The 26,598-nt window shown below is 69.5% G+C and carries 25 protein-coding genes and 1 pseudogene; 3 read left to right on the top strand and 23 right to left on the bottom strand.

Annotation, left to right across the window (positions count from 1 at the left end):
* Positions 1–19: 19 nt before the first annotated feature.
* Entirely contained in the window at positions 20–1,369 is a 1,350-nt protein-coding gene (gene glmM, locus FN821_RS04595; protein WP_131171240.1) for a phosphoglucosamine mutase, read from the top strand.
* Positions 1,370–1,374: 5 nt separating this feature from the next.
* Positions 1,375–2,298: a hypothetical protein gene (locus FN821_RS04590; RefSeq protein ID WP_131171241.1), complete on the top strand. Its 924-nt coding sequence runs from the start codon at positions 1,375–1,377 to the stop codon at positions 2,296–2,298.
* Between the two features lie 220 nt (positions 2,299–2,518).
* Here FN821_RS04590 and FN821_RS04585 read toward each other — a convergent pair whose 3' ends face one another.
* The 17 genes and pseudogenes from FN821_RS04585 to rpsP form a co-directional block, all read right to left on the bottom strand.
* A complete protein-coding gene (locus FN821_RS04585; protein WP_131171242.1) occupies positions 2,519–3,220 on the bottom strand; it encodes a class F sortase in 702 nt (233 codons plus the stop codon).
* 140 nt (positions 3,221–3,360) lie between these two features.
* Positions 3,361–5,985, bottom strand: a complete 2,625-nt coding sequence (locus FN821_RS04580) for a hypothetical protein (protein WP_131171243.1) — start codon at positions 5,983–5,985, stop codon at positions 3,361–3,363.
* A complete protein-coding gene (dprA, locus tag FN821_RS04575) occupies positions 5,982–7,229 on the bottom strand; it encodes a DNA-processing protein DprA (RefSeq protein WP_131171244.1) in 1,248 nt (415 codons plus the stop codon). The genes FN821_RS04580 and dprA overlap by 4 nt, the downstream gene beginning before the upstream one ends.
* On the bottom strand, positions 7,222–7,512 hold the full coding sequence (locus tag FN821_RS15110) for a magnesium chelatase subunit ChlI family protein (protein ID WP_244944430.1): 291 nt from the start codon (positions 7,510–7,512) through the stop codon (positions 7,222–7,224). Before FN821_RS15110 ends, dprA begins: the two co-directional genes overlap by 8 nt.
* A gap of 114 nt (positions 7,513–7,626) precedes the next feature.
* Positions 7,627–8,666, bottom strand: a pseudogene (locus FN821_RS04570) (YifB family Mg chelatase-like AAA ATPase); the annotation flags it as partial.
* A gap of 92 nt (positions 8,667–8,758) precedes the next feature.
* The gene (locus FN821_RS04565) at positions 8,759–9,124 is read right to left on the bottom strand and encodes a YraN family protein (protein ID WP_241660084.1); all 366 of its coding nucleotides are present in this window, start codon (positions 9,122–9,124) and stop codon (positions 8,759–8,761) included.
* 97 nt (positions 9,125–9,221) lie between these two features.
* Positions 9,222–9,536, bottom strand: a complete 315-nt coding sequence (locus FN821_RS04560; protein ID WP_131171246.1) for a DUF2469 domain-containing protein — start codon at positions 9,534–9,536, stop codon at positions 9,222–9,224.
* The gene (locus tag FN821_RS04555) at positions 9,533–10,171 is read right to left on the bottom strand and encodes a ribonuclease HII (RefSeq protein ID WP_131171247.1); all 639 of its coding nucleotides are present in this window, start codon (positions 10,169–10,171) and stop codon (positions 9,533–9,535) included. Before FN821_RS04555 ends, FN821_RS04560 begins: the two co-directional genes overlap by 4 nt.
* Positions 10,172–10,178: 7 nt before the next feature.
* Positions 10,179–10,943 carry a signal peptidase I gene (gene lepB / locus FN821_RS04550; RefSeq protein ID WP_131171248.1) on the bottom strand — a complete coding sequence of 255 codons (765 nt, stop codon included), beginning with the start codon at positions 10,941–10,943 and terminating at the stop codon, positions 10,179–10,181.
* A 23-nt stretch (positions 10,944–10,966) separates the two neighbouring features.
* Positions 10,967–11,317, bottom strand: coding sequence for a 50S ribosomal protein L19 (rplS, locus tag FN821_RS04545; protein ID WP_131171249.1), 351 nt, complete (start codon positions 11,315–11,317; stop codon positions 10,967–10,969).
* Positions 11,318–11,569: 252 nt separating this feature from the next.
* Entirely contained in the window at positions 11,570–12,343 is a 774-nt protein-coding gene (locus tag FN821_RS04540) for a succinate dehydrogenase/fumarate reductase iron-sulfur subunit (RefSeq protein ID WP_131171250.1), read from the bottom strand.
* Positions 12,340–14,346 (bottom strand): fumarate reductase/succinate dehydrogenase flavoprotein subunit, encoded by a 2,007-nt coding sequence (locus tag FN821_RS04535; RefSeq protein WP_180319733.1) that lies wholly within the window; start codon positions 14,344–14,346, stop codon positions 12,340–12,342. The genes FN821_RS04540 and FN821_RS04535 overlap by 4 nt, the downstream gene beginning before the upstream one ends.
* The gene (locus FN821_RS04530; RefSeq protein WP_221929110.1) at positions 14,346–15,071 is read right to left on the bottom strand and encodes a succinate dehydrogenase cytochrome b subunit; all 726 of its coding nucleotides are present in this window, start codon (positions 15,069–15,071) and stop codon (positions 14,346–14,348) included. The genes FN821_RS04535 and FN821_RS04530 overlap by 1 nt, the downstream gene beginning before the upstream one ends.
* An 89-nt stretch (positions 15,072–15,160) precedes the next feature.
* A complete protein-coding gene (trmD, locus tag FN821_RS04525; protein WP_131171253.1) occupies positions 15,161–15,910 on the bottom strand; it encodes a tRNA (guanosine(37)-N1)-methyltransferase TrmD in 750 nt (249 codons plus the stop codon).
* Positions 15,910–16,440, bottom strand: a complete 531-nt coding sequence (rimM, locus tag FN821_RS04520; protein ID WP_131171254.1) for a ribosome maturation factor RimM — start codon at positions 16,438–16,440, stop codon at positions 15,910–15,912. Before rimM ends, trmD begins: the two co-directional genes overlap by 1 nt.
* Before the next feature lie 82 nt (positions 16,441–16,522).
* Positions 16,523–16,777 carry an RNA-binding protein gene (locus FN821_RS04515; RefSeq protein ID WP_131171255.1) on the bottom strand — a complete coding sequence of 85 codons (255 nt, stop codon included), beginning with the start codon at positions 16,775–16,777 and terminating at the stop codon, positions 16,523–16,525.
* Between the two features lies 1 nt (position 16,778).
* Positions 16,779–17,216, bottom strand: a complete 438-nt coding sequence (gene rpsP / locus FN821_RS04510) for a 30S ribosomal protein S16 (protein WP_131171256.1) — start codon at positions 17,214–17,216, stop codon at positions 16,779–16,781.
* Positions 17,217–17,600: 384 nt separating this feature from the next.
* On the opposite strand from rpsP, the gene FN821_RS14175 reads away from it, so the two are divergent.
* Positions 17,601–17,756 (top strand): hypothetical protein, encoded by a 156-nt coding sequence (locus FN821_RS14175; RefSeq protein WP_165489233.1) that lies wholly within the window; start codon positions 17,601–17,603, stop codon positions 17,754–17,756.
* Between the two features lie 9 nt (positions 17,757–17,765).
* Here the strand turns inward: FN821_RS14175 and FN821_RS04505 are convergent, their stop codons facing one another.
* From FN821_RS04505 to smc, 6 genes are all read right to left on the bottom strand, one after another.
* On the bottom strand, positions 17,766–18,953 hold the full coding sequence (locus tag FN821_RS04505; RefSeq protein WP_131171257.1) for an amidohydrolase family protein: 1,188 nt from the start codon (positions 18,951–18,953) through the stop codon (positions 17,766–17,768).
* A gap of 59 nt (positions 18,954–19,012) precedes the next feature.
* On the bottom strand, positions 19,013–20,611 hold the full coding sequence (gene ffh / locus FN821_RS04500; protein ID WP_131171258.1) for a signal recognition particle protein: 1,599 nt from the start codon (positions 20,609–20,611) through the stop codon (positions 19,013–19,015).
* 146 nt (positions 20,612–20,757) lie between these two features.
* On the bottom strand, positions 20,758–21,273 hold the full coding sequence (locus FN821_RS04495; protein WP_131171259.1) for a GNAT family N-acetyltransferase: 516 nt from the start codon (positions 21,271–21,273) through the stop codon (positions 20,758–20,760).
* Positions 21,270–22,424, bottom strand: a complete 1,155-nt coding sequence (gene ftsY / locus FN821_RS04490) for a signal recognition particle-docking protein FtsY (RefSeq protein ID WP_131171260.1) — start codon at positions 22,422–22,424, stop codon at positions 21,270–21,272. The genes FN821_RS04495 and ftsY overlap by 4 nt, the downstream gene beginning before the upstream one ends.
* A 48-nt stretch (positions 22,425–22,472) precedes the next feature.
* Positions 22,473–22,991 (bottom strand): hypothetical protein, encoded by a 519-nt coding sequence (locus FN821_RS04485; RefSeq protein ID WP_131171261.1) that lies wholly within the window; start codon positions 22,989–22,991, stop codon positions 22,473–22,475.
* A gap of 43 nt (positions 22,992–23,034) precedes the next feature.
* Positions 23,035–26,598, bottom strand: a complete 3,564-nt coding sequence (smc, locus tag FN821_RS04480; protein WP_131171262.1) for a chromosome segregation protein SMC — start codon at positions 26,596–26,598, stop codon at positions 23,035–23,037.

Raw genomic sequence — 26,598 nt, 5'->3', positions numbered from 1 at the left:
GCACTAGTCAGGAGGCGCGATGGGCAAGCTCTTCGGCACGGACGGAATCCGCGGCGAGGCCAATCAGTACCCGATGAACGCCACGATGGCGTTCGACGTCGGCCAGGCGCTCACAAGGGTCCTGAAGGACGAGGGCAAGCACGGCCGGGTCGTCGTCGGCAAAGACACGCGCATCTCCGGCTACATGATCGAAAGCGCGCTGGAAGCAGGCATCACCTCGATGGGTGGGTCGGTCGAGATGGTCGGGGTGCTGCCCACGCCCGGCATCGCCTACATCACCGAAAGCATGCGCGCGGACGCCGGAGTCGTCGTGTCGGCGTCCCACAACCCCTTCCAGGACAACGGCATCAAGATCTTCTCCGGCTCCGGCTTCAAGCTGTCGGACGAGGAGGAGGCGCACATCGAGGAGCTGATCCTGGGCGGGCAGCTGTCGACGATGGTGCCGCATGCCCGCGACATGGGCCGCGCGCACCGGCTCGAGGACGCCATGGGGCGCTACGTCGTCTTCCTCAAGAACACGTTCCCGCGATCGCTGTCGCTCGACGGCGTGAAAATCGCGCTCGATGTGGGCCACGGTGCGACCTACAAGGTGGCGCCGGCCGTGTTCGCCGAGCTGGGCGCCGACGTGACCGTCATCAACGACGAGCCGAACGGCTACAACATCAACGACAACTGCGGCTCCCAGCACACCGAGCGGCTGCGCCAGGTCGTGCTGGACACCGGCTCGGTCGTGGGGCTCGCGTTCGACGGCGACGGCGACCGACTGATCGCGGTGGACGAGCGCGGCCAAGAGATCCGGGGCGACCAGGTGCTGATGATCTGCGCCCGTCAGCTGCAGCTCGAGGGGAAGCTGGTCAAAGACCTCCTCGTCACGACCGTGATGAGCAACCTGGGCCTGCGCGAGGCCTGCCGCACGTTCGACATAGTGCACCACGCGTCCGGGGTGGGCGACCGCAACGTCCTGGAGGACATGCAGCGGCTCGGCGGAGTGCTCGGTGGCGAGGATTCCGGCCACATGATCTTCCTCAAGCACCACACGACGGGCGACGGCACCCTGAGCGCGCTGCAACTGGTGGCGACGATGCTGAAGTCGGGCCGTCCGCTGTCGGAGCTGGCAACAGTCATGGCGATTTTCCCGCAGAAGCTGATCAACATCGACGTCACGTCGAAGCCGCCCGTCGAGGACATCGCCGGTCTCACCGACGCCATCGCCCGGGTCGAGTCGGAGCTCGAGGGACGCGGACGCGTGCTGGTGCGCTACTCGGGCACCCAGAACATGTGCCGAGTCATGGTGGAGGGGCCGAGCGAAGACGTCACCGACCGCTACGCCGAGCAGATCGCGGACGTGGTGCGCGCGGCGATCGGCTGACGGTCGTGGCCGGTGCGGCGATCGATGACGTGCTCAAGGTCCTGGCTGAGCAGGGTCCGTTGACCGGAGCTCAGCTGCACGAGGCCGTGGGCGGGGAGATCTTCGCGTTGTGGAAGGCGTGTACGACCGCTGACGCATTGCTGCTGAAGACCGTGGGACGCCGCTACGTCCGCCTCGACCGCACCATCGAGGGCTTCGCCCGCCTGTCGCCCTCGATCCTGCGCGAGTTCATGACCTACACGATCGTGGGGCTGGCGTCCGATGCCGACGCGGTCGACGAGGCGGCCCGACGACTGCAGGCTCGGATCACCGTGATCAGCCGTAACAAACACCGCCTCGCCACCCGGATCGTCCAGGAGGCGTTCGGGCCACTGGTCCGAGCCGGACGCGCGAACCTGGACGCCTTCTGCGCGCTGGTCGCCGGGGACATCGTGTACGGGATGTCGCACGATGTGGCGCGGCGGGAGACCAGCACGCAGTCGGTCGTGGAGGGCTCCGACCTCGACATCATCGTGCTCGTTCGGGACGCCGACGCCGCGGCCCTGATGCCCGTGCTGGACGAGGCCTTGCTCGGTCGCAAGTGGCTCTACCTGCGGAACCCGGCGTTTCGGGAAGAGGTCGACTACGTGATCAAGCCGATGGCTCGCCTCGCCGATCAGGCGTCCTTCGACAGCTTCACCACGATGGTCGCCTGCAAGGTCTTCGACGAAGCGGAGCTGATCTATGGCAGCGCCGCGGTCTATGAAGAGGGCTTGGCGCTGCTCCGCGACAACGACGTCCCTGGACGCCTCCGCGCCCTCGAAGCGCTGGCCACGACCAACCGGGAGGCGCGGCGACAGCGCCTGCTCGCCCTTCCCGACGACCGGTTGCCGGGGCCCGAAGAGGTCACCTTCTACACGAACGAAGAGGCAGCGGAGTTCGAACACTGAGGCCTGCTCTTTGGCCGAAGCCCCGGTACGCCTGGCGACAGTGGTGGCTTGCATCGGCCCCCGCCACCCGACGCGCCTCGCTGAGCAACGCATCGCCGGCGGATGAGCCGGGTGGAGTCGCCCGAAGAGCCATCCCTGCGCGCGGATGTACTGACCGCGGGCGGGGCGCGCCGCCGGCAGGAGACCAGTCTGCGCGACGACAGCCCGGCTGCGGCGTCCACTAGGCCCCCCCGGTTGCGGCGCCCGGTTCGAGTCGTCCGGTCGGCACCGCGGTCACGATGATGTTGTCCTCGAAATGACCGTCCGGGAGAACTCGGCCACCGCACGTCACCAGGACCAGTCGCGCCGGGCCTTCGGCCGACCAGAAGTCGGCGGGAAACGGGGCCTTGGGGGTCTGGCGCGACCCGGCGACGGACCACTCGCGTCGTCGGCCGTCCGCGTCCGTGGTGTAGACGAGCATGCCGGGTTTGGCCAGGGACAACGAGAAGAAGGCCCCTCGCCGCCCGTCGTTGACCACGTGGCCGGCGACGAGCGTCGTACCGCGGCCCAGGTTGGCCACGGTCCCGCCGCCGCTGAACCAGGCCGCCGCGCTGGCGTCCGATGGGATCGACAGGGACCTCAGGGCGCCGACCTGCTCGAACGAGTCCGCGGGCACGATTCTCGCCTTGAGCGCTAGAGCCGGGATGCTCACCGACATCCGCTCCGGCGCGGCCGATGGCGTCGGTTGGACAATGCCGGCGTTGGCCCCGTCCTCTGGCGACGACGATGCCGGGGAGGCATCGGTCGTTGGCGTCGTGGACTGGGACGCGTCCAGATCGAAGGCGTACGGCAGCGCGGGAGGCTCGATGCCGGGAACCCTGAGCCACCACTGCCCCAGCCCGACCAGCACCGCACCGGCCAGAACCAGTCCGACGCCGGCCATCCGGATGAGCCGTCCCCACCTCGGCGGGCCCGGGACCGGCCAGCCGCTCACGGCCCGTCGCGGAGGGCACCCCGCTCGACCGAGTCCCGCAGACTGGAGCCCGGTGGCTGCACCCAGCACCCGCCGGCCACGTGCCCGCCTCACGGTTTCCGCCGGGAGTGGAAGCTGGGAGCCAGGAGGAGGGCCACCCCGACGGTGCCCGCGGCCGCGCCGACCCCGACGAGCACCTCGTTCGGCGCGTCGGGCGACCAGCCGGTGGCGGCACCCGCGCCCTCGGCGCTCGGCTTGGGGGAGATCCGCACCGTTTCGGACGGCTCCCCCGGCGACGTGGCGACCGTGACAGCCGGGTCGACGTCTGCGGTCCAGGTCTCGACGAAGGTCCAGCAGCCGGCTCGATCGGCGGTGAACGACTCGGTCTGGAACGTTCCGTCCCCTGACGTCGTGATGCTCTTGATCCGCTGGCGGGTCGCCGTCGCCCAGTCGACGCGGGTGCAGTCAACGCCCTCCGCGTGCAGGAGCTCGCCCAGAATGGTCCCGGGCTGTCCACCGGTGCCCGACAGCACGATGGTGTCCGAGAGGTGGCCGCCGACCATCGTCGTGGTCGCCTTCGCCACGGTCGTGAGGCGCGGCTCAATGGCGCTGAAGGTCTCGGAGCTGACACCGAGTGGGGTCTCGAACTCCTCAGATGATCCCTCGACCGTCATGGACTCGTACCACGTGTAGACGCCCGGCAGCAGCGGCGCGAACCCCGCTGTCGTCACGGTGCCGTCACCCACGGCGTCCAGCGACGTGACGAAGACGGGCGCTAGTCCGGCCTTGATGGCGTCGCGCCACTCCGTGTCAGTCGGTTGGACAGTGCTTGCTGGTCGGCTCTCGGGAAAGGGGCCATAGAGCTTGGCCACGACGTGCCCGGTCTGCTCGCCGAGCCCGGTCACCATGACCTCGTCGGTGACGGCGGCGCCGCGGATGAGCACCACCCGCGCGCTGGCCTTCGTCGCCAGCGCCGGTCGCATCACGAGTGTCGTCTCGGTTGGAACCCCGTACGCGGTCTCGAGTTTCCTGCCGGTCTCCTGCACGATCAACGTCTCATGCCAGGTCCAGTAGCCGGGTGAGCTGAGCTTGACCGCTTTGGTCGTGTAGGTGCCGCTTCCGTGGAAGGCCAGCGTCTCGGAGGTCACCGGGGCGAGACCCGCCGCGACCACCTTGCGCCAGTCCGCATCCGTGGGCGGCGCTGTCACCTGTCCGGGGAAGGGTCCGTACAGGCGAGCCACGATTTTGCCTGAGAGTCCATCGGCGTTCTTCACGACAACGGCGTCGGCGACCGACTGTCCAAGAACAGCGTCCTGCCGCGACACGGTGGTCGTGACCTCGGCGTCCCGGACGAGGGTGGTCTCGGCGTCCCGACCAAACGACCCCACCACGCCGTTCACGAGGAAGCCGGCGACCCGCTGCTCGGGAACCGACTCCACGAAGACGTAGTAGCCGCCCTTGGCGGTCACCTCCGGGCTCGTGAACGTCACCGTGCCGGCACCGGACGCCTCGGGCACGACGGTCTTGGTCAGCCGCGCGAACACCGGCGCCCCGTCCGGGACTGGCCCGCCGGCGGGCGGACGACTCGCGAACGGCCCGTACATCGTGTTGACCACGGCCACCTCATGACCAGCCAGGAGCTCCAGCCCCGCAACGGTCACGGTGTCGCTCAAGGCGGCCCCTGGGAGGTCGACACGGACGGCGGCCTTGGAGTCCACCGTGGGGGTAAGAACGACTGGTGCGACGGTCGCCTGCGCCTGCGCCGACAGCCTGGAGGGGGCGAAAGCGCCGGCCGACACCATGTCCTGCTGACCAGCCACGTTCGACGAGTAGACCTTGTACGAGTGCGAACCGATCAGGGGCCCCGTATAGGTGATCTCGAACGTCACGTTGGTCCCGACGGCCAGGTCGGTCACCGCCCACGCCAGGGGGATGGGCGTCGCGGATGTCGTACCGGTGAGGGTCGTCTTGCCGCCGTGGAACGTGGCAGACCCCTCGGGCGTGGCCACCAGCTTGGCGGTGTAGGTCTGGCCCGCCAGGAAGTCACCCGTTCCTGTGCGGACGCCGATGCCGGTCACGGTGCCGCCCGAGTGCTTCGCGTTGACGTCCGCCACGGCCGGGCCCGCCGAGAGTGAGGTCATGCTGATCGCCTCTGCGGACAGCTGGGCAGCCTGGTCGACCATCGCGTTGTACGCCATGGGGTTCCCGCGTGCGAACGTGGCCTTGATCCCCGTCCAGGTCGCGGACGAATCGAGGGCGTTTCGAAGGATGTACTGCAGCGCCCCCGCTTGCAGCGCTGCGGCGCCTCCGGCCGGGTAGGACAGGTGGTTCCTGTTGACCGCTCCCCCTGGCGTCCAGAGGGTGCGGTCGTCTCCCACGTTGACGTACCTGTTGACGAGGTAGCCGAGCTGGCTGTTGGTCGACACGTCCTTGTGAGCATCGAGATAGGTCGGAGTGCTGCGGTCGGCGTTGATGCACACCACGCGGTCGGCGCCCGTCCCAGCTCCCCCGTTCGACGCGACGCGGCCGAAGAAGGTGCCCATGTGGGTGGCGGACGACTGGTCCTGGCCGGCCGGAGTGTCGGAGATGCCGATGCTGTTGTAGCCGGAGTAGCCATAGGGCACGACCAAGGCGAGGGCGCCCAGCGCCCCGGTCAGCTGCCAGACCAGCACGAGTGCGACGAAGACCACCGCGTGACGAAGCGTGAGTCGGGGCCTGGGTCGGAACGTACTCATCGCTGTGACTCCTTCGGCGCGACCGAGCGCGGCATCGTCGGTTCGGTTGGACGACTCCCGGGCTGCAGGGCCGGCGGGGTCGCTACGTCGGGGATCAAGACCGGCTGGTCGGAGACCGATCCGAGCCGCCATCGGCCGTCCGAGCGGCAGGTCGCCAGCCCGGCGTCGCCCAAGATCGACAAGGCCGCTAGGCACAGCGGCATCCGCAGGCCGGCGCGCATCGCGAGGTCGTCGACGGTGCGTCCTCCGCGCGCAGGAAGGGCCTCGTAGACCGACCGCTGATCGTCGGTCAGCGTGTCGAGGAGGCGTCCGGCACGAGGCCGCCCCAGCGCGACCGTTCCGAGCGGAGCGATCAGCTCCCGCACCTCGTCGACGCTGCTGACCAGCACCGCCTCGCCCTCCCGGATCAGCCGATGGGGCGTGTAGGACGTCGCATTGCCGATGGGCCCCGGCACGGCCATCACGGGGCGACCGCACCCGGTCGCCCAGCTCACGGTGTTGCGGGCGCCGCTCCTGGCGGCGGCCTCGACGAGCACCGTGCCCTGGGATAGAGCCGCGATCAGGCGATTGCGGGCTAGGAACCGGGGTCTCGTGGGATGTGCTCCGGGCGGGTACTCGGACACCAACGCCCCCGCCCGCGCCACCGACTCCAGGAGTCCCACGTTGAGCTTCGGATACGGATCATCGAGCCCGCAGGCCAGCATCGCGACCGTCGTCCCCTTCTCCCCCAGTGCGCCCCGGTGCGCGGCGGCATCGATGCCGTACGCGCCACCGGAGATCACGCAGACGCCGGCTTCGGCGAGCCCTCCCGCCAGCGAGGACGCGACCCGCTCCCCGTAGGACGTCGCAGCCCGCGACCCCACGATGGACACCGACACCTCCGACAACGCCGCCAGTGGACGGGGACCACGCACCCACAGACCGATCGGCGCCCCTGCGATGCCCTGAACCGCGGGGCACCCCTCGAGAGCGGACAGACCAGCCGGCCACTCGTCGTCGCCAGGGATGATGAACCGCAGCCCATGGGCCACCTCACCTGCACGGACCGCGTCCAGATCGATCGCGGACGCCCGGCGCACCCAAGGGTCGTGGCTCCCATCCTCCAGCCGTCTGCCCGCCATGGCCGCGACGCGCTCCCAGATCACCTGCGGCTCCGCCTTGCCCAGCGCGGACGCCAGCCGCGGCTCACCCGCCTCCACCACGCAGGCGAGAGCCCTGCGTGCCTCTCGCTCTTCGTCAGGCACAGTTCACCTCCTCGGTCTCGCCCTGTCTCATGGCCAGCGCGGTGTGTACGTCGCCCCGATCGGGAACCCCGTGCCCCATGAGATCGGCGATCGTCCAGGCCAGCCGGAGCACCTTGTCGACGCCTCTCGAACTGAGCACGCCCCGCCGAACGGCGGCGTCGACGTCCTCCACACCGGTCGGGTTGGGCAGGTCCCGATGAAGCAGAGAGCCGGGGACCTCCGCGTTGCGCGAGAACCCGTGCCGGTCGAGGCGGTGTCGCTGCCGCGACCTGGCCTCCAGCACTCGCTGCGCCACGACGGCAGAGGTCTCTTCGGTGGGGTGGTTGCCCCGCAGGTGAGACTTGCTCAAGGGCTGCAGCCGCAGCTGGATGTCGATCCGATCGATGATCGGCCCGGAGAGTCGGCTCGAGTACCGCTTGATCGCGTACGGCTGGCACCGGCACCGGGACGCGAATCCCGCCACGTTGTACCAGCCACACGGGCACGGGTTGGAGGCCAACACCAGCTGGAACCGGGCGGGGTACGCGGCTGCCCCCTGGGACCGCGCCAGCACGATCACCCCCTTCTCCAACGGCGTCCGCAGCGCCTCCAGGGCCGCCGGCGAGAACTCTGACGCCTCATCCAGGAACAGGACGCCTCGGTGGGCCCTCGACACCGCTCCCGGACGTGCCAGGTGCGGACCCCCGCCCACCAGCGCGGGGAGGGACGCCGAGTGGTGGGGTCGGCATAGGGGGGCCGCCGAATGAGTCCGCCCTCGAGGGACGCACCCAGCATCGAGTGGATCGCCGACACTTCGAGAGCCTCGTCCACGGCCAGATCGGGAAGGATGCCCGGCAGCCGCTCGGCCAGCAGCGTCTTGCCCACCCCAGGAGGGCCGACCATCGACAGGTGATGGCCCCCTGCCGCAGCGACCTCGAGCGCCCACCGCGCCTCGGGCTGACCGACGACGTCGGCCAGGTCTTTGCTCCCCGCCACCTCGTCACTGCCAGCGGCAGGATCGACCACGTCCACGTCATAGGGCTCGCCCGTCAGAACCGCCACGAGGTGCCCCAGCGACTCCACACCCACCACGCCGATGCCCTCGACGAGCTGCGCCTCACGGATCTGGCCCAGCGGCACCACCGCCCGCTCGAACCCGGACCGGCTCGCGCCCAGCACCGCCGGCAGCACCCCGCGGACCGATCGCACCCGCCCGTCCAGACCCAGCTCGCCCAGGAACAGCGTCGCCTCCAGCGCGCGCCGGGGCACCACACCGGACGCGGCCATCGTGGCCGCCACCAGGGGCAGGTCGTAATGCGATCCGCTCTTGGGCATGTCCGCGGGGGTGAGGTTGACGGTGACCGACGACGGCGGCCAGGCGAAACCGGCCGCTGCGACCGCGGACCGACACCGCTGGCTCGCTTCCTTCACGGCCGTGTCACCCAGCCCGACGATCATCGTGTTGGGCAGGCCGCCACCGATCGACACCTCGACTTCGACCAGTGTCGCCTCCATGCCGACCAGCGCGATCGACCACGCCCGCGCGAGCCTCACGGCTGCTCCAGGTTGCGGACGTGCCGCAGCCGGGGAGCCGCGTCGGCGTCCAACAAGACCCCGATGGCGTCCAGGCGAACCGGGCCGACGGCGTCCTCCTGCGATCGGACCCACTCCATGGCCAGGCCCTTGAGTCGGCGGACCTTGGCGTAGGTCAACGACTCCAACGGGTCGCCGAAGCCGAGCCCGCGCCGCGTCTTGACCTCGACGACGACCAGCACGCCGTCGGGATCCCTCGCGATGATGTCGATCTCGCCGGACCTGCACCGCCAGTTGCGGGCCACGATCAGCCAGCCGCGACGCGCCAGGTGCACGGCCGCGATGTCCTCGCCCGAAACGCCGGTCTCGCGCCGGTCACTCACCCCATGTGTCATCTGCCACCTCCGCGCACACATTGGGCGCGGGAGGGCGAATATTTGCAGCCTGTGGATAACTCTTGTTCAGTTACCCGGCTCAAGCTCAGCGGAGGTCGTCGGGAATCTTCAGATCCGCGTGCGCGATCTCCTCGATCGAGACGTCGCGGAAGGTCAACACCTTCGCCGACTTCACGAAGCGCGCCGGACGGTACATGTCCCAGACCCAGGCATCCCCCATGGACACCTCGTAGTAGACGTCACCGCCTTCGGTGCGAACCTTGAGGTCGACCGCGTTGCATAAGTAGAAGCGCCGCTCGGTCTCGACGGCGTAGGTGAAGATGCCGACGACGTCCTTGTACTCGCGGTACAGCTGGAGTTCCAGCTCGCTCTCGTACTGCTCAAGATCCTCGGCGCTCATAACTCCCCCAGCCTAATAGTCCGAGCCACGTTGTCCCACTTCAGGCGGTGGATCGCGCACGGCCCCACCGCATCCAGCGCGTCCTGGTGCAGCTTGGTGCAGTAGCCCTTGTGGACGTCGAACCGGTAATCGGGGTAGTCAGCGTGATAATCAGCCATGATCCGGTCTCGGGTCACCTTCGCCAGAATGGACGCCGCCGCCACGGACGCCGCCACGGCGTCCCCCTTCCACATCGCCAGCGAAGGCTGCCCCAGACCGTCGACGCTGAAGCCGTCGGTGAGCACAAAATCCGGTTGGACGCCGAGGCGCCAGACCGCTCGGCGCAGGGCTTCCAGGTTCGCGACGTGCATGCCGAGCGCGTCGCATTCCGCTGGGGAGATGCTCACCACGGACCAGGCCACGGCGCGCTTCGTGATGATGTCGTACAGCCGCTCGCGGGCGGGCGCCGTGAGCTTCTTGGAGTCGTCCAAGCCCTCGATAGCCCGGCTGCCCAGGATGCACGCGCCGGCCACCAGCGGGCCAGCGCAGGCCCCGCGTCCGGCCTCGTCGGCCCCCGCGACGCGGACGAACCCGGCCCGGGCGAGCGCACGCTCGTAGCCGTACAGACCGGCAGCCCGCCGGATCACGAACGCCATGGCCCCCCTAACAGGCGGGCGGCGGCTGGCCGTTGATGACGGGCGAAGCGGGAGCGGTACCCGTCGCCGCCGGCACCCCGGCGAAGGTGGCCGGGCGTGGATGCCCGCCGATCCGCGAGAAGGGGAACACGGTGGCGACCGCCTGGCCGACGACCGAGGACTGGCTGACGAAGGCGGACGCCCCGGCCACGCCGTTATACGTAGCGTCCAGGTGGCAGCGCGAGTCCGACGAGGCGTTGCGGTGATCGCCCATCACGAAGATCTTGCCCTGCGGCACGACGATGTCGAAGACCATCTCGGAGGGCTGCACCTGCTTGCCGGACGCGTCCTTGAACAGGTACTCAGACTCCTCCAGCGCGAACCCGTTGACGACCAGCCGGCCCGCCGAGTCGCAGCAGGAGATGTGGTCGCCGGGCATGCCGATGACGCGCTTGATGAGGTAATTCTGGCTCTCGTCCGGCAGCAGGCCGACGAACGTCAGCCCGGACTGCCACCACTGCTGCGGCGGTTTGGTGGTGGAGCGTAGCCAGCCAAGATCGTCTTTGAACACCACGATGTCGCCGCGCTGGAAGCCGGACACCTTCTGCACCGCGACCCGGTCGCCGATGAGCATGGTGTTCTCCATGGACCCCGACGGGATCACGAAGACCTGCAGCAGGAACATGCGCAACAAGGTCGAGGCGACGAGCGCCCCGACCAGGATGATGCCGATCTCTTTGACTGCTCCGAGGACGCCACCGCCCTTCTTCAGCGCACGTTTCGCGTCCGTCATGGCGTCCTCCCGCATCCCGCGGGCTAGTGGTCCCGCTTCTCCTTGATCTTGGCAGCCTTGCCGCGCAGACCGCGGAGGTAGTACAGCTTGGCGCGTCGCACGTCGCCGCGGCGCTCGATCTCGATCTTGTCGATGATCGGGGAGTGCAGCGGGAAGGTGCGCTCGACGCCGGTGCCGAAGCTCACCTTGCGAACGGTGAAAGCCTCGGCGATGCCGGAGCCGTTGCGGGCGATGACATTGCCTGCGAACACCTGGATACGGGAGCGGTTGCCTTCGACAACCTTGACGTGCACCTTGACGGAATCGCCGGGGCGGAAGTCGGGGATGTCGTCGCGCAGCGCCGCCTGCGTGATCTCGGAGACCAGCTTGTTCATCAGTTCAGTCCTCGCCGGTGCCACAGGTCACCTTGGAATCGTCTTGGTGGTCGTCCGGACACGGAACCCCCTGTGGCAGGAGCGTCACGGCACAACGAGGGCCAAGTTTGCCACAAGGCATCCGGTCCGAGCCAATCCGGACGCCGCCCGCCCTGAAGCCAACGGCTCGGCCGGCGTCCGATCGTTTTCTTCAGCGGACGCCGACGGCGCCGGTCCCGAGGGAGCCGGCGCCGCCGTGCTTGAAGCGAGACGTCAGGCCGTCTTGCCGTCCGCCTTGAACAGCGACTTGATCAGGTCGCGGTTCAACTGCGAGATGGCGTCGAGCGGGATCTGCTTGGGGCAGACGTCCGCGCACTCGCCGATGTTCGTGCAGCCGCCGAAGCCCTCGGCGTCGTGCTGCCCCACCATGTTCTTGATGCGCAGGTACCGCTCGGGCTGGCCCTGGGGAAGCATCGCGAGGTGGGTGATCTTCGCGGACGTGAACAGCATTGCCGACCCGTTGGGGCAGGCGGCCACGCACGCACCGCAGCCGATGCAGGTGGCCGCGTCGAACGCGCGGTCTGCCTGCATCTTGGGGACCGGCACCGAGTGAGCCTCGGGGGCCGAGCCCGCGTTGATCGAGATGAAGCCGCCGGCCTGGATGATCCGGTCGAACGCGGACCGGTCGACGACCAGGTCCTTGATGACCGGGAAGCCGCCCGCACGCCAGGGCTCGACGTCGATCGTCGCACCGTCGGCGAAGCTGCGCATGTGCAGCTGGCACGTGGTGGTCGGAACGTTGCCGTGCGAGGACGCGCGCCCGTGGGCCGAGCCGTTGATGACGACGCCACACATGCCGCAGATGCCCTCGCGGCAGTCGGAGTCGAACGCCACCGGCTCTTCGCCGCGGACCGTCAGGTCTTCGTTCAGCAGGTCGAGCATGTCCAGAAACGACATGTCCTCGGACACGTCCTCGACCCGGTACGCGACCATCTTGCCCGGGGTCTGGGCATTCGGCTGGCGCCAAACACGCAGGTTGATGATCACTTGTAGCTCCTCTGCTTCAGTTCGATCGCCTCGTACACCAGGGGCTCCTTGTGCAGGATGGGCTTGGTGCCGGTGTACTCCCAGGCGGCGACGTAGAGGTACTCGTCATCATGGCGCAGCGCCTCGCCGTCCTCGGTCTGGGACTCGGCCCGGAAGTGGCCGCCGCAGGACTCGCGACGGTGCAGGGCGTCCACGCACATGAGCTCGCCCAGCTCGAGGAAGTCGGCCACGCGGCCGGCCCGCTCGAGGGTCTGGTTGAAGTCCTCGTTGACGCCGGTGACCTTGACGTTGGTCCAGAACTCCTCGCGGAGCTTCTGAATGGCGCCGATGGCGTACTTCAGGCCCTCCTCGGTGCGTTCCATGCCGCAGTACTCCCACATGATGTGCCCGAGGGCGCGGTGGAAGTCGTCGACCGTCCGGTTGCCGTTGATGCTCAGCAGCTTGTCGATGCGCTGCTGGACGCTGGCGAGCGCCTCGACGACCGCCGGATCGTCCGCCGCCAGCTTGGGGAACGGAGCATCCGCGAGGTAGTCGTTGATCGTGTTCGGCAGCACCCAGTAGCCGTCCGCGAGGCCCTGCATGAGGGCGGACGCCCCCAGGCGGTTGGCGCCGTGGTCGGAGAAGTTCGCCTCACCGCACGCGTACAAGCCCTCGATCGAGGTCATCAGGTCGTAGTCGACCCAGATGCCGCCCATCGTGTAGTGCACGGCCGGGTAGATGCGCATCGGCGTCTCGTACGGGTTCTCGCCCGTGATCTGGGCGTACATGTCGAAGAGGTTGCCGTACTTGGCCTCGACGGCCTTCTTGCCGAGGCGTCCGATGGCGTCCGCGAAGTCGAGGTAGACGCCACGGGACCGCATGACCGTCTCACCGGTGTGGTGATCGGTTTCGGCCACCTTCGGGCCGACGCCGCGGCCCTCGTCACACATGTTCTTCGCCTGACGGGACGCGATGTCACGCGGCACCAGGTTGCCGAACGCCGGGTAGATGCGCTCCAGGTAGTAGTCGCGGTCCTCTTCGGCGATCTGGCGGGGATCCTTGCCGCAGTCCTCGGCGCGCTTCGGGACCCAGATGCGTCCGTCGTTGCGCAGGGACTCCGACATCAGCGTCAGCTTCGACTGCGAGGTGCCGTGCACCGGGATGCACGTCGGGTGGATTTGCGTGTAGCAAGGGTTGCCGAAGTAGGCACCCTTGCGGTGCGCGCGCCACGCGGCGGTGTTGTTGCAGCCCATCGCGTTGGTCGACAGGAAGAACACGTTGCCGTAGCCGCCGGTGGCCAGGACGACCGCGTCACCGGTCCAGGCTTCGATCTTGCCCGTCACCATGTCGCGGGTGACGATGCCGCGAGCCTTGCCGTCCTTCAGGATGACTTCGAGCATCTCGTGCCGGGTGTGCATCGTGACGGTGCCGGCCGCGACCTGCCGCTCGAGCGACTGGTAGGCGCCGATCAGCAGTTGCTGGCCGGTCTGGCCGCGGGCGTAGAAGGTGCGCTGCACCTGGACGCCACCGAAGGACCGGTTGTCGAGCAGGCCGCCGTACTCACGAGCGAACGGGACGCCCTGGGCGACGCACTGGTCGATGATGTTCGCGCTGACCTCGGCCAGGCGGTACACGTTGGTCTCGCGGGCGCGGTAGTCGCCGCCCTTGACCGTGTCGTAGAACAGGCGGAACGTGGAGTCGTTGTCGTTCTTGTAGTTCTTCGCGGCGTTGATACCACCCTGGGCGGCGATCGAGTGCGCGCGACGCGGGCTGTCCTGGTAGCAGAAGTTCTGCACGTTGTAGCCGGCTTCGCCCAGCGTTGCGGCAGCGGCGCCGCCCGCCAGGCCCGTGCCCACGATGATCACGGTCAGCTTGCGGCGGTTGGCCGGGTTGACCAGCCGGACGTGCGCCTTGTGCTCGGACCACTTCTCCTGCACCGGGACGCCCTTGGGCGCCTTGGTGTCTTCGATGTCGGCGCCGACGGTCCAGAAGTCAGCGGCGGGAGCAATCTTCGTAGTCGTCATCAGTGAATCCATCCGAGAGCGCACGCCAGGGGGGCGGCGATGAAGCCGAGGAACAACAGCACGGCGACGGCCATCGCGAGGGCGTTGAGGACGCCGCGGGCCCGCTCCGAGGTGTTGAGGCCCAGCGTGGTCAGGGAACTCCACACGGCGTGCCGGACGTGCATGCACACGGACACGAGCCAGATCGCATACACAACCACCATGAAGCTCATGGGACCGCTGAAGCTCTTCACGAACATCGTGTAGGGGTCATCGCTGGCCTTGAAGCCGGTGGTGATGGCCTTCACCGTGAACTGCAGCAGGTGGAAGACCAGGAAGCCGGCCAGGATCACGCCGCCCCAGCGCATGGTGCGCGCGGAGTAGGTCTGCGCCCGGCGCTTCGTGACCACGTAGTTCGTGCCGCCGCGGGCCGCGCGGTCGCGCACGGTGAGCTGCCAGGCCGACACCATGTGCGCCACGATGCACGCAAGGAGGACCAGCCGGAACAGCCAGATGAACGTGCCCTGGGGCAGAATCGGGTAGGCGATGCCGCCGTCCTCGGTCATTCCCTTGAGCCATTCGGCGTAGTGGTTGAAGGAATCGGCACCCACGAACATCTTCAGGTTGCCGACCATGTGCATGAGCAGGAAGACGATCAGAATGATCCCGGTGACGGCCATGAGGGCCTTCATCGCGACCGTTGACCGCACTGCTTTCTGGTGAGGGGTCAGAGTAGTTGTCGCCACGGAGCCCACCCTAGACAAAGAAGTCGCGTCGCGGGCCTACGACGCCGAGTAATGGAACAACATCGACGGCGTCCGAGGCAGCGAGCCCGCTATTCCCCGGTCGGGTCCGGTTCGGACGCCTCGCCGAGCAGGTCCGGACGCCTCTGCCGCGTCCGCTCGATCGAGGACTCGCGCCGCCAAGCAGCGATCGCGGCGTGATGACCCGACAACAGGATTTCCGGCACGTCGAGGCCGCGCCAGGAGGCCGGCTTGGTGTAGACGGGGTACTCCAACAGGCCGTCGGTGTCGGCCGCGTGGGACTCCTCGACCAGGGACTCCGGGTTGCCGACGACGCCGGGGATGAGGCGCCCGATGGCCTCGACCATCGCCAAGACGGCCACCTCTCCCCCGTTGAGCACGTAGTCACCCAGGGAGATCTCGCGCACGGCGGCGCGCGTCCGGGCGTACTCGAGGACGCGGGCGTCGATGCCCTCGTAGCGCCCGCAGGCGAAAATCAGGTGCCCGGCGCCGGCCAGCTCGTGGGCGGTGGCCTGGCGGAACGGCTCACCGGCGGGCGTGGGCACCACGATCGTGGGTCGCGCGTCCGGGTGGGCGTCCAGCACGGCGTCCAGCGCCTCGCCCCACGGCTCGGGCTTCATGACCATGCCGGCCCCGCCGCCGTACGGGGTGTCGTCCACGGTGCGGTGGCGGTCGTGCGTCCAGTCACGCAGATCGTGGACGCGCCACGCCAGCAGCCCCTGCTCGCGCGCCTTGCCGAGCAGCGACAGCTCGAGCGGGGCGAAGTAGTCACCGAAGATCGTGATGATGTCCAGCTGGAGGACGGGCGCGGCCGGGGACATCAGGCGTCCTCGTCATCGCTCAACAGGCCGCGGACGTCGGCGACCTGCAGATAGCCGGCGTCCGGATCGAGCACGGGGACGAGCGCCTCGACGAAAGGCACCAATCGCTCGTCGCCGGCGATGTCGATGACCAGGAGGTCCTGGCCGGGGTTGTGCAGCACGGACGCCACCGTGCCGACCGTGGCCCCGGACGCGTCCCGCACGGACAGCCCGATGAGCTGCCGATCGTAGAACTCGCCGTCGGCGTCCGGCACCTCATCGGACGCGACCCGCGCCCAAACGTCGCTTCCGCGCAGACCCTCGGCGGCCGTTCGATCGCTGACGCCCGTCAGCGAGAGCAGGAACACGCCGGAGTGCCACTTGGTGGCGGCGACCGTCATCGGCTTGCCGCCCTGGCCGACCTCGATGGACGCCCCGGGCGCGAACCGGCGCTCCGGCTCATCGGTGCGCAGGTAGACGGTGAGTTCGCCCCGGAGTCCGTGCGGCTTGCCCAGGGTGCCGATCAGCACGCGTTCGGTCGGTGTGGCCATGCGGCGTCCTCAATTCCTCGTGAACGGCAGACGCCCCACGTCCGGACGAGGCGTCCGGGCGCGGGGCGCCAGAGTTGGTACGTCAGTGCCGGCGGCGGGGGGCGCGGTCGACGTCGACGAAGTCGACCCGGACCTGATCCCGCCCAGCCAGGGCGCCGATGACCGTCCGCAGCGCGGAGGCCGTTCGGCCCTGGCGTCCGATGACCTTGCCGATGTCCTCGGGGTGGACGCGCACCTCAAGGGTGCGCACCCGACGCCGCTCGGAATCAGAGATGGACACGTCGTCCGGGCGGCTAACCAGCCCCTGGACGAGGTGCTCCAACGCGTCGGCCAGCATCTCAGGCCTCGTCGGCGACAGCTTCGACAGCCTCGGTCTCGACCTCGGCCTCGGCGGCCTTCTTCTTCTTGGTCGAGATGGCCCCGGTCGCCGGCTCGTCGTCGGCCTCGGCCAGGGCGGCGTTGAAGCGCGCGACCTTGTCGACGGGCTCCGGCTGCGGCTTGATGCCCGACGGCGACTTGTCGCCGGAGAACTTCTGCCAGTCACCGGACGCCTTGAACAGCGCGATGACGGTCTCGGTGGGCTGAGCGCCCACGCCGAGCCAGTACTGCGCACGCTCAGAATCGACGCGGATCACCGACGGGTCGTTCTTCGGGTGGTAGATGCCGATCTCTTCGATCGCACGGCCGTCACGCTTGCTGCGCGAGTCCATGACGACGATGCGGTAGTGCGGGGAGCGGATCTTGCCCATCCGCTTCAGGCGAATCTTGACAGCCACGTTTGTGGTTACTCCTGTTGGAACAGCCCAGACACGTGCCTGGGCGAGCGGGTGATTCTCCTCGTGCGGCGTGGGTGTACCGAACGCGGGTCCTCGGGTGAACCGCATCCGGAGGGCTAGAGAGGGCACCATCCGGACACAGATGCGCCGGTCATTCTTCCACACCTTTCGCTTGGACACCCAACCGGACTGCCGCCGCCGGGAGCCGTCCGGGATGGCTGGCTGCTTGTCGGGCCTTGGGCGGCACCATGGCGGCCATGAGCGACTCCCTGCCGAGCAGCATCGGACTCGTCGGAGCGGGCCGCGTGGCGTCCGCCCTGGGGTGCTGCCGCGCTCGCGGCGGGCGTCCGGGTGGGCTGGGTCGCCGGTCGGACGCCGACGCGCGTGTCCGCCCTCGCCGGGCGGCTGGGCTGCCCGGGACTGCCCCTCTCGGGCGCGCGTCCGGACGTCGGGCTCGTCGTCGTCGCGGTCTCCGACGACATGCTGGAAGCGCACGTCGACGGTCGTTCTCATGGCTGCATCATGTTGATGCAGCCCTGATTCAGGGAGCTAGCTCACGCGCCCGCGCAGGATGATCAGTCTCGGTTCGCGCACGATCGCGAGGTTGGAGCGTGGGTCCTCGTCGAAGACGACGAGGTCGGCGGACGCCCCTTCGTCCAGTCCCTCGACGCCCAGCCACTCGCGGGCCCGCCAGGACGCCGCACCGAGGGCGAACTCGTTGCCGCCCACCATCGCCAAGAGGAGCAGCTCGTCCGGGATCAGCCCGTGGGCCAGGGCTCCCCCGGCATCCGTGCCGGCGTACACCGGGACGCCCGCCTCGACGGCCTTGCTCATCGTCTCGAAGCGGCGTGCGTGCAGGTCGCGCATGTGGGCGGCGTAGGTCGGGAACTTCTCCTCGCCCGCAGCGGCGATGTCGGGGAACGTCTCGAGGTTGACCATGGTCGGCACCAGGGCGACCTGGCGCTCGGCCATCGCGGCGATGGTGGCGTCGCCCAGGCCCGTGCCGTGCTCGATCCCGTCGATGCCGGCATCGACGAGCTCGGCGACGGACTGCTCGTCGAAGCAATGGGCGGTCACCCGAGCACCGGCCTCGTGCGCGGCGTCGATGGCCGCCTTGGCTACGTCGGCGGGCCACAGGGGTGCCAGGTCACCCTTGTCGCGGTCGATCCAGTCGCCCACGATCTTCACCCAGCCGTCGCCGCGAGCAGCCTGCGTCCGGACCTCGTCGACCAGGGCGTCCGGCTCGACTTCGGCGGCGAAGTTGCGGATGTAGCGCCTCGGACGCGCGATGTGGCGTCCGGCGCGAATGACGCGGGGCAGGTCCTCGCGGTCGTCAATCCAGTGGGTGTCGGCCGGACTGCCGGCGTCGCGGATCAGCAGCGTGCCCGCGTCACGGTTGGTGAGGGCCTGCGTCTCGGCCGTCGCCTCATCGACGGCGCCGTGATGATCCAGGCCGACGTGACAGTGGGCGTCCACGAGGCCGGGCAGGATCCAGGCGTCCGTGGCGACCGTGACGGCGTCCGGGACGCGGCTGAACGTCAGGCGTCCGTCGACGATCCAGGCGTCCCGGACCTCGCCGGACGGCAGGAACGTGCCCTGCAGATGCAGCCGCGGAGCGGGCCCGGACGCCGACACCTCAGCCTGCACGTGGGTGTGCGTGTGGCCGTCGTGGGTATGGGTGACGGCGCTGATGGGCTGACCGAGGGCGTCCAGGGCGGGCTCGTGACTGTGCGACATGGACCCAGCCTGACGATGCCCGAGTCAGCGCACAAGGACCCGTTCGTCGGGCTGAGAACCTACTTCTTCTGGTCGAACAGCTTGGCCAGCTCGGGCGGCAGCTGGAACTCGTCCATGCCGGGCGAAGCACCCCCGCCGAAGCCGAATGGGTTGACGCCCGGCGCCTTGCTGCTCGGGAGCCCGAACTCGTCGTGCGCGACGGCCTTCGGCTGTTCGGACGCCGCCGGCGCGGCCTGCGCCGCTGCTGCCTGCTGGGCCCGCTTGAGCGGATTGCCCGAGACGCCCTTGGAGCTCTTCTTCTTGGCCTGCGGCGCCTGCTTGCCCTTGCGGCCCATCCCCGGCATGCCCAGGGCGCCCATGGCGCCGAGCTGAGACATCATCTTGCGGGTCTCGGCGAACCGGTTGACCAGCCCGTTGACTTCGGCGACCGTCGTGCCGGAGCCCTTCGCGATGCGGGTGCGCCGCGAGCCGTTCAGGATGTCTGGATTGGCGCGCTCGGCTGGCGTCATCGAGTAGATGATCGCCTCGATGCGGTCGATCTCCTTCTCGTCGATGTTGCCGATTTGGTCCTTGTACTGGCCCATCCCGGGCATCATCCCGAGGATCTTGCTCATCGGACCCATCTTGCGGACGGCCTGCATCTGCTGGAGGAAGTCGTCGAGCCCGAACTGCTTGCCCGAGATCAGCTTCTCGGCGGCCTTCTGCGCCTGCCCGGCGTCGAACGTCTTCTCGGCCTGCTCGATCAGGGTGAGGAGGTCGCCCATGTCGAGGATGCGCGAGGCCATCCGGTCGGGATGGAACAGGTCGAAGTCTTTGAGGTTCTCGCCGTTGGACGCGAACATGACCGGCTTGCCGGTCACGCGCGCGATCGAGAGCGCCGCGCCGCCGCGGGCGTCGCCGTCCAGCTTGGACAAGACGACCCCGTCGAAGCCGACGCCCTGCGCGAAGGCCTGGGCCGTGTTGACGGCGTCCTGGCCGATCATCGCGTCGACGACGAACAGCACTTCGTCCGGGTTGACCGCGTTGCGGATGTCGATCGCCTGCTGCATCAGCTCGGCGTCCACGCCGAGGCGTCCGGCGGTGTCGACGATGACGACGTCGTACAGCTTGCGCTTCGCCTCTTCGATGGACGCCCGCGCGACGGCCACCGGGTCGCCGATGCCGTTGCCCGGCTCGGGAGCGAAGACGGCCACGCCGGCGCGCTGGCCGACGACCTGCAGCTGGTTGACGGCGTTCGGACGCTGGAGGTCTGCGGCGACGAGCAGCGGGTGATGCTTGGAATCCTTGAGCCACTTGCCGAGCTTGCCCGCGAGGGTCGTCTTGCCCGAGCCCTGCAGGCCAGCCAGCATGATGACCGTGGGCGGGTTCTTCGCGAACCGCACCTCGCGCGTCTGGCCGCCGAGGATGCCGATCAGCTCCTCGTTGACGACCTTGACGATCTGCTGGGTGGGGTTGAGCGCCTGGGAGATCTCGGCGCCGGTGAGCTTCTCGCGGCAGGCGGCGATGAACTCCTTGACGACCGAGAGGTTGACGTCGGCCTCGAGCAGGGCCAAGCGGATCTCGCGCAGCGCCTCGTTCACGTCGGACTCGCTGAGGCGTCCCTTGCCACGCAAGTTGCGGAACGTGGCTGTTAGGCGATCTTGCAGTGTGTCGAACAACGGGCACCTCGTGGTAGCGGTCGAATCGCGCACATCCTACCGGCCGGGCGCTGACGCTCCGATCTGCTCGGTTCCACCCGTGGAGCCGGACGGCGTCCCGATCACCCAGAGCGGACGTCACGGCGCCCAGTCAAGGGTCGACGGGCTCAGGCGGGCGGCGCGTCGGCGTCCAGGATCATCTGGACGAACGTGGCGTCCAGCCAACGTCCGAACTTGAAGCCGGCCTGAGGCATCCGGGCGACCTCGACGAAGCCTAGGCGCTCGTGCAGCCGCACGGACGCCTCGTTCGAGGCGTCCAGGACACCAATCAGAACGTGGACGCCGTACGCCCGGGCGGCGTCGATGAGGGCCTCCATGATCAGGCGTCCCATGCCGGCGCCGCGGGCGTCCGGGGCGAGGTAGACCGAGTGCTCCATGGTCTTCGACCAGCCCGCCTTGGCGCGGAACGGCGCCCACGCGCCCCAGCCGACGACGCGTCCGGCCTGCTCGGCGACGAGGAGGGCCCAGCCGTTGGCCTGGGCGGCGTCGAACCGGGCAAGCCGATCGTCGAGGGTCACCGGCCCGTGGTCCCAGGTCGCGGTCGTCGTCGCGACGGCGTCGTTGTAGATGGCCAAAATGGCGGGCACATCGTTCCGGGTCGCTCGCCGGATCACGACGCTCACGCGCCGAGCAGCCCGTCCACGAAGCCCTCGGCGGTGAACGGCGCCAGGTCGTCGGCGCCCTCTCCCAGCCCGATCAGCTTCACCGGGACGCCCAGCTCCCGCTGCACCTGGACGACGATGCCGCCCTTGGCGGAGCCGTCCAGCTTGGTCAGCACGATGCCGGTCACGGCCACGACGTCGGAGAAGATGCGCGCCTGGATGAGGCCGTTTTGGCCCGTCGTCGCGTCGATCACCAGCAGCACCTCGGTCACGGGTGCCTTCTTCTCGATGACGCGCTTGATCTTGCCGAGCTCGTCCATCAGGCCCGTCTTGGTGTGGAGGCGTCCGGCCGTGTCGACCAGCACCACATCGACGCCCTGCGCGACGCCTTGGGCCACGGCATCGAACGCCACGGACGCCGGGTCCCCACCTTCGGGGCCTCGCACCGTCTGGACGCCGACGCGCGATCCCCACGTGGCCAGCTGATCGGCCGCCGCCGCGCGGAACGTGTCGGCCGCGCCGAGCACCAGGGTCCTGCCCTCGGCGACCAGCAGACGGGCGATCTTGCCGATGGTGGTGGTCTTGCCGGTGCCGTTGACCCCGACAACCATGACCACGCCGGGCTGACCGTCCGCGCCGGTGATGCGCAGGCCGCGGTCAAGGGTCGGGTCAACAAGCTTGATGAGTTCGGCGCGCAGCTTGGCGCGGGCGACGGCCGGATCCTGGACGCCGTCGATCGACAGCTCGCGGCGCAGGTTGCCCATCAGTTCTGTGGTGGGTCCTACACCGAGGTCAGAGGTGATGAGCGTCTCTTCGACGTCGTCCCACGTGGACTCGTCGATGCGGTCGCGGGCGAGCAGGCCCAGCAGCGCGGATGCCAGCGCGTTGTTGCTGCCGGCCAGCCGACGGCGCAGCCGCGACATCCGGGTGCTGGCACGTTCGGGAGCCTCGATAGAAGGGGCGTCCGGGGCAGGCTCGGGGGCGCGCTCCTCAGCCGACGACGTAGCCGGCGCGTCGGCGTCCGGCTCGACCGACGGGACGCTCGCGGACGGAAGCTCAGACGGGCGTCGGGACGCGAGTCGACGGGTTCGGTTCATCGAGACGATCACGCCCGCGACGACGATCACGAGGGCGACCGCGACGATCGCGGCTATCAGCAGAGGCAGTTCCACGCGGTCAGCTTAGGCGAGCGGGAGGGCAGGGCCCGGCGCCGCCAAGGGCTAGGAGTTCTCGGCGGTCCAGGTGGTCCAGGCGTTCGACGACGCCGGTGCGGCCGCCTCGGCCGCCTCGCCGGTCACGGACGCGACGGTCGGCTGCACAGCCGGGTCAGCGACCTTCGCCCAGGTCCGGGGAGCCGGAGAGGCATCGGACGTGACCGAGGGCCGCTCGACCGGATCCTCGTCCGGACGCGCGGCGGACCGCGCCGACGCGGCCGAGCGAGCCGAGATCGCCGTCCGAGCAGACCGCGCCGTGCTGGCCGACTTGGCCGACAATGCGGAGCGCGCGGACGCCGTACGACGGCGCAGCGCCTCGGCGCTGTCCTCCACCTCTTCAAAGAACGCGACCAGGCCAGCGGGCGGATCAGCCTCACCGTTCAGGTGCTTGCCGGCGCGGGCCAGCGTGTGTGCGACCTCGGGGATGCGGTGCCGGCCTGCGCCCTCCATGCCGACAACGACCATGGCGACGACGGCGATGGCCAGCAGCACGATCAAGATCAGCGCGACGATGGTGGGCAGCACGAAACAAAGCTCCTTCGAAGGATTTCGACGGTCATTCTACCTGCTACCCGTCGCGGAGCCGCGAACTGATGACCGTCGACACTCCGTCCTCGCGCATCGTGACGCCGTAGAGAGCGTCGGCGACCTCCATCGTGCGCTTCTGGTGGGTGATGATCAGCATCTGGCTGTTCTCGCGCAATTCCTCATAGATGGCGAGCAGGCGGCCAAGGTTGACGTCGTCCAGGGCGGCTTCGACCTCGTCGAGGATGTAGAACGGGCTCGGGCGGGCCTTGAAGAGCGCCACCAGGAAAGCCACGGCCACCAGTGATCGCTCGCCGCCCGACAGCAGCGACAGGCGCTTGACCTTTTTGCCCGCCGGACGCGCCTCGACGTCGACGCCCGTCGTCAGCCACTGCCCCGGCTCGGTCAGGATGAGCCGTCCCTCGCCGCCCGGGAACAGGCGCGCGAAGGACGCCGCGAAGGCCGCCTCGACGTCGGCGTAGGCCTCTGCGAACACCTGCTGAACGCGGGCGTCCACCTCGTCGATGATCCCGGCCAGGTCGGAGCGGGTCTGGCGGAGGTCCTCGAGCTGCTCGGCGAGGAACGCGTGGCGCTCCTGCATGGCGTCGAACTCCTCGAGCGCCAGCGGGTTGATCCGCCCGAGGGTCTGCAGGTTGCGTTCGGCGGCGCGCAGCCGCTTCTCCTGCTGCTCGCGGACGTAGGGCACCGGATCCGGCGTCTCGTCCTCATCGGTCAGAGCGGACCCGTCCGGCCTGGTCAGCACGGGAATCAGGCTGTCCGGACCGTAGTCGTCGGTCAGCACCTCGGGCGTCAGACCGAGTTCGTCGAGGGCCTTGGACGCCAGCGCCTCGACCCGCATCCGCTGCTCGGCGCGGGCCAGTTCGTCGCGGTGCACGGTGTCGACCAGCGACTCGAACTGCTTGGCGAGCTCGCGCGACGCCTGGCGCGCGGCCGTCACGTGGGCGTCCGCCTGTTGCCGCTCGCGCTCGGCCGCCGTGCGCACCTCGCCGGCGGCGAGCTGCGAGGAGGCGACGATCGTCAACAGCCAGTCGGACGCCGCCGCCGCGGCCTTCGCCACCTCGGCCTCGCGCAGCAGTTGCTCCCGTCGCTGCGCCGCCTGCTGGCGGGCCTGGCGCTCGGCCTGGGCCGCGCGGATCAGCGAGTCGGCGCGTCCGGCGAGCGCGCGGGCGCGCTCCTCGGTGGTGCGGAGGGCGAGCCGCGCCTCCATTTCGGCTTGGCGCTTCTGGCTGGACGCCTTGGCGAGCCGGTCGCGCTCGGTCGGGTCCGCCTCGGCGACCTCGGTCTGCTCGGACGCGAGTTCGAGGCGCAGCTGCAGCGCAGCCAGGCGCTCGGCGTCCGCGACCCTGGACGCCTCGGCCTTGGCGATGGCCGCGTCAAAGCGCTCGGCCTCGGCGACGGCGGCGGCCATCGTCTGCTTGAGGCGTCCGAACTCCTCGGCGAGGGCCGAGAAGGCGGCGTCCGACTCGTTGAGGCGCGCGAGGGCCGCCTCCGACCGCTCGGCGGCGGCGTCCAGGACGACCTTCGCGGCGGCCAGCGCGAAGCCGACCCGTTCGACCTCGTTGTGGGCGGCGACGAGGCGCTCGGACGCCTCATCGACGGCTGCTTGGATCTCGATCAGCGAGGGCTTCGCCGACGACCCACCCGAGGAGAACCACTCGCTGAGCAGGTCGCCGTCCCTCGTCACCGCCGAGATGTCCGGAAGGGCGGCGACCAGCGCGCGGGCCGCGGGCAGGTCGTCAACCACGGCCACCTTGCGCAGCAGCCGCACGACGCTCGGCCGCAGCCCCTCGTCGACCTCGACAGCATCCGCGGCATAGGACGCCCCCGCGGGCAGAACCGGCCACGACGCGCGATCGTCGGCGGCGCGGGCGCCGCCCACGAGCAGGCCCGCGCGCCCCAGGTCGTCCGCCTTGAGGTGGTCGAACGCGGTCACGGCCGCGTCGAGACCGACGACGGCGACGGCTTCCGCGGCGCCGCCCAGCGCGGCCGCGACGGCCTGTTCGTAGCCGTTCCGCACGGTCAACAGGGCCGCGACGGAGCCGAGGACGCCCCCGACCCGGTCGGACGCCGCCAGCAGCGCGGCCGAGGCATCCTTGCGGTCGAGGCCCAGCTTGAGAGCGTCCAGCCGGGCGGCCAGCGCGGCGCGCTCCTGGGCTGCCCGCTGCTCGGCGTGGCGAAGCTCGGTGAGCTGCGCTTCGGCCGCGCCCCGCTCAGCTTCGGCGGCCTCGTAGTCGGCGTCCAGGCTGGACTCGCCCTCGCTGAGCCCCGCGATCTGGACTTCGAGGTCGGTGAACCGCTTGCGGGCCAGCCCGGCGCGATCGCGCGCCTCGGCGGCGGACGCTGCGAGGCGTCCGATCTCGCCTTCGGCAGCGTCGGTGCGCGACTTGAGCGAGTTCACTTCGCCGGTGAGCCGGGCGAGGCCCTCGCGGCGGTCGGCGATGGCCCGGACCTGGGCCGCGTACGTCTTCTCGGCGGCCGCATGGGCCGACTCCGTGGCGACGACCTCCGCGGTGGCCGCCTTCAGCGCCTCGGCGAGCTGGGCGATCTCGGCCGCCAAGGCGTCCTCGGCGGCCTTGATCTCGGACGCCTCCGCCTCGATCGCCTCCGGGTCGCGTCCGCGGCGATCATCGATGGTCACGTTCGCCGCGTTGCGGACGCGCTCGGACGCGATCGCGCGGGTCGACGAGATGCGCTCCTTGAGGGCTGCCAGCGCGTACCAGGTCTCCTGCGCGCGGGCGACCGCGGGAGCGGACGCCTGAGCGGCCCGCTCGGCGGCGGCCTCGTCGTCGCGGGCGCGTTCCAGGGCGGCCTCGAGGTCGAGTCGCTGCTGACGCAGGGACGCCTCCGCCGCCAGTTCGGACTCCAGCGCCAGGGTGGCCAGCACGTAGTCATCGGCGAGCAGCCGCGCCTTCGCGTCCCTCAGCTCGGCCTGGACGACCGCCGCCTTGCGCGCGACCTCGGCTTGGCGTCCAAGAGGTTTGAGCTGGCGGCGGATCTCGGCCAACAGGTCCTGGAGGCGATCGAGGTTGACCTGGGTCGACTCCAGTTTGCGGAGGGCGCGCTCCTTGCGCTTGCGATGCTTCAGGACGCCGGCGGCCTCCTCGATGAAGCCGCGGCGGGTCTCGGGCGTGGCCTGCAGGATCGCGTCCAGCTGGCCCTGACCGACGATGACGTGCATCTCGCGTCCGATGCCGGAGTCGGACAGGAGTTCCTGGACGTCCAGGAGGCGGGCGGGGTGGCCGTTGATCGCGTACTCGGAGCCGCCCGAGCGGAACATCGTGCGCTTGAGCGTGACCTCGGTGTACTCGATCGGCAGGGCGCCGTCGGAGTTGTCGATGGTGAGGGCAACCTCGGCGCGGCCGAGGGGGGCGCGTCCGGCCGTGCCGGCGAAGATGACGTCCTCCATCTTGCCGCCGCGTAGGGACTTGACGCCCTGCTCGCCCATGACCCAGCTCAGGGCGTCCACGACGTTGGACTTACCGGATCCGTTGGGCCCGACGATGGCGGTGATCCCCGGTTCGAACAGCAGGGTCGTCGCCGATGCGAAGGACTTGAATCCCCGCAGCGTCAGACTCTTCAGATACAC

It is taken from the genome of Propioniciclava tarda (assembly GCF_900182665.1).
GTDB lineage: Bacteria > Actinomycetota > Actinomycetes > Propionibacteriales > Propionibacteriaceae > Propioniciclava > Propioniciclava tarda.
Note: the sequence above shows the minus strand (reverse complement) of the source record. Positions and strands in the feature narration are given on the sequence as shown.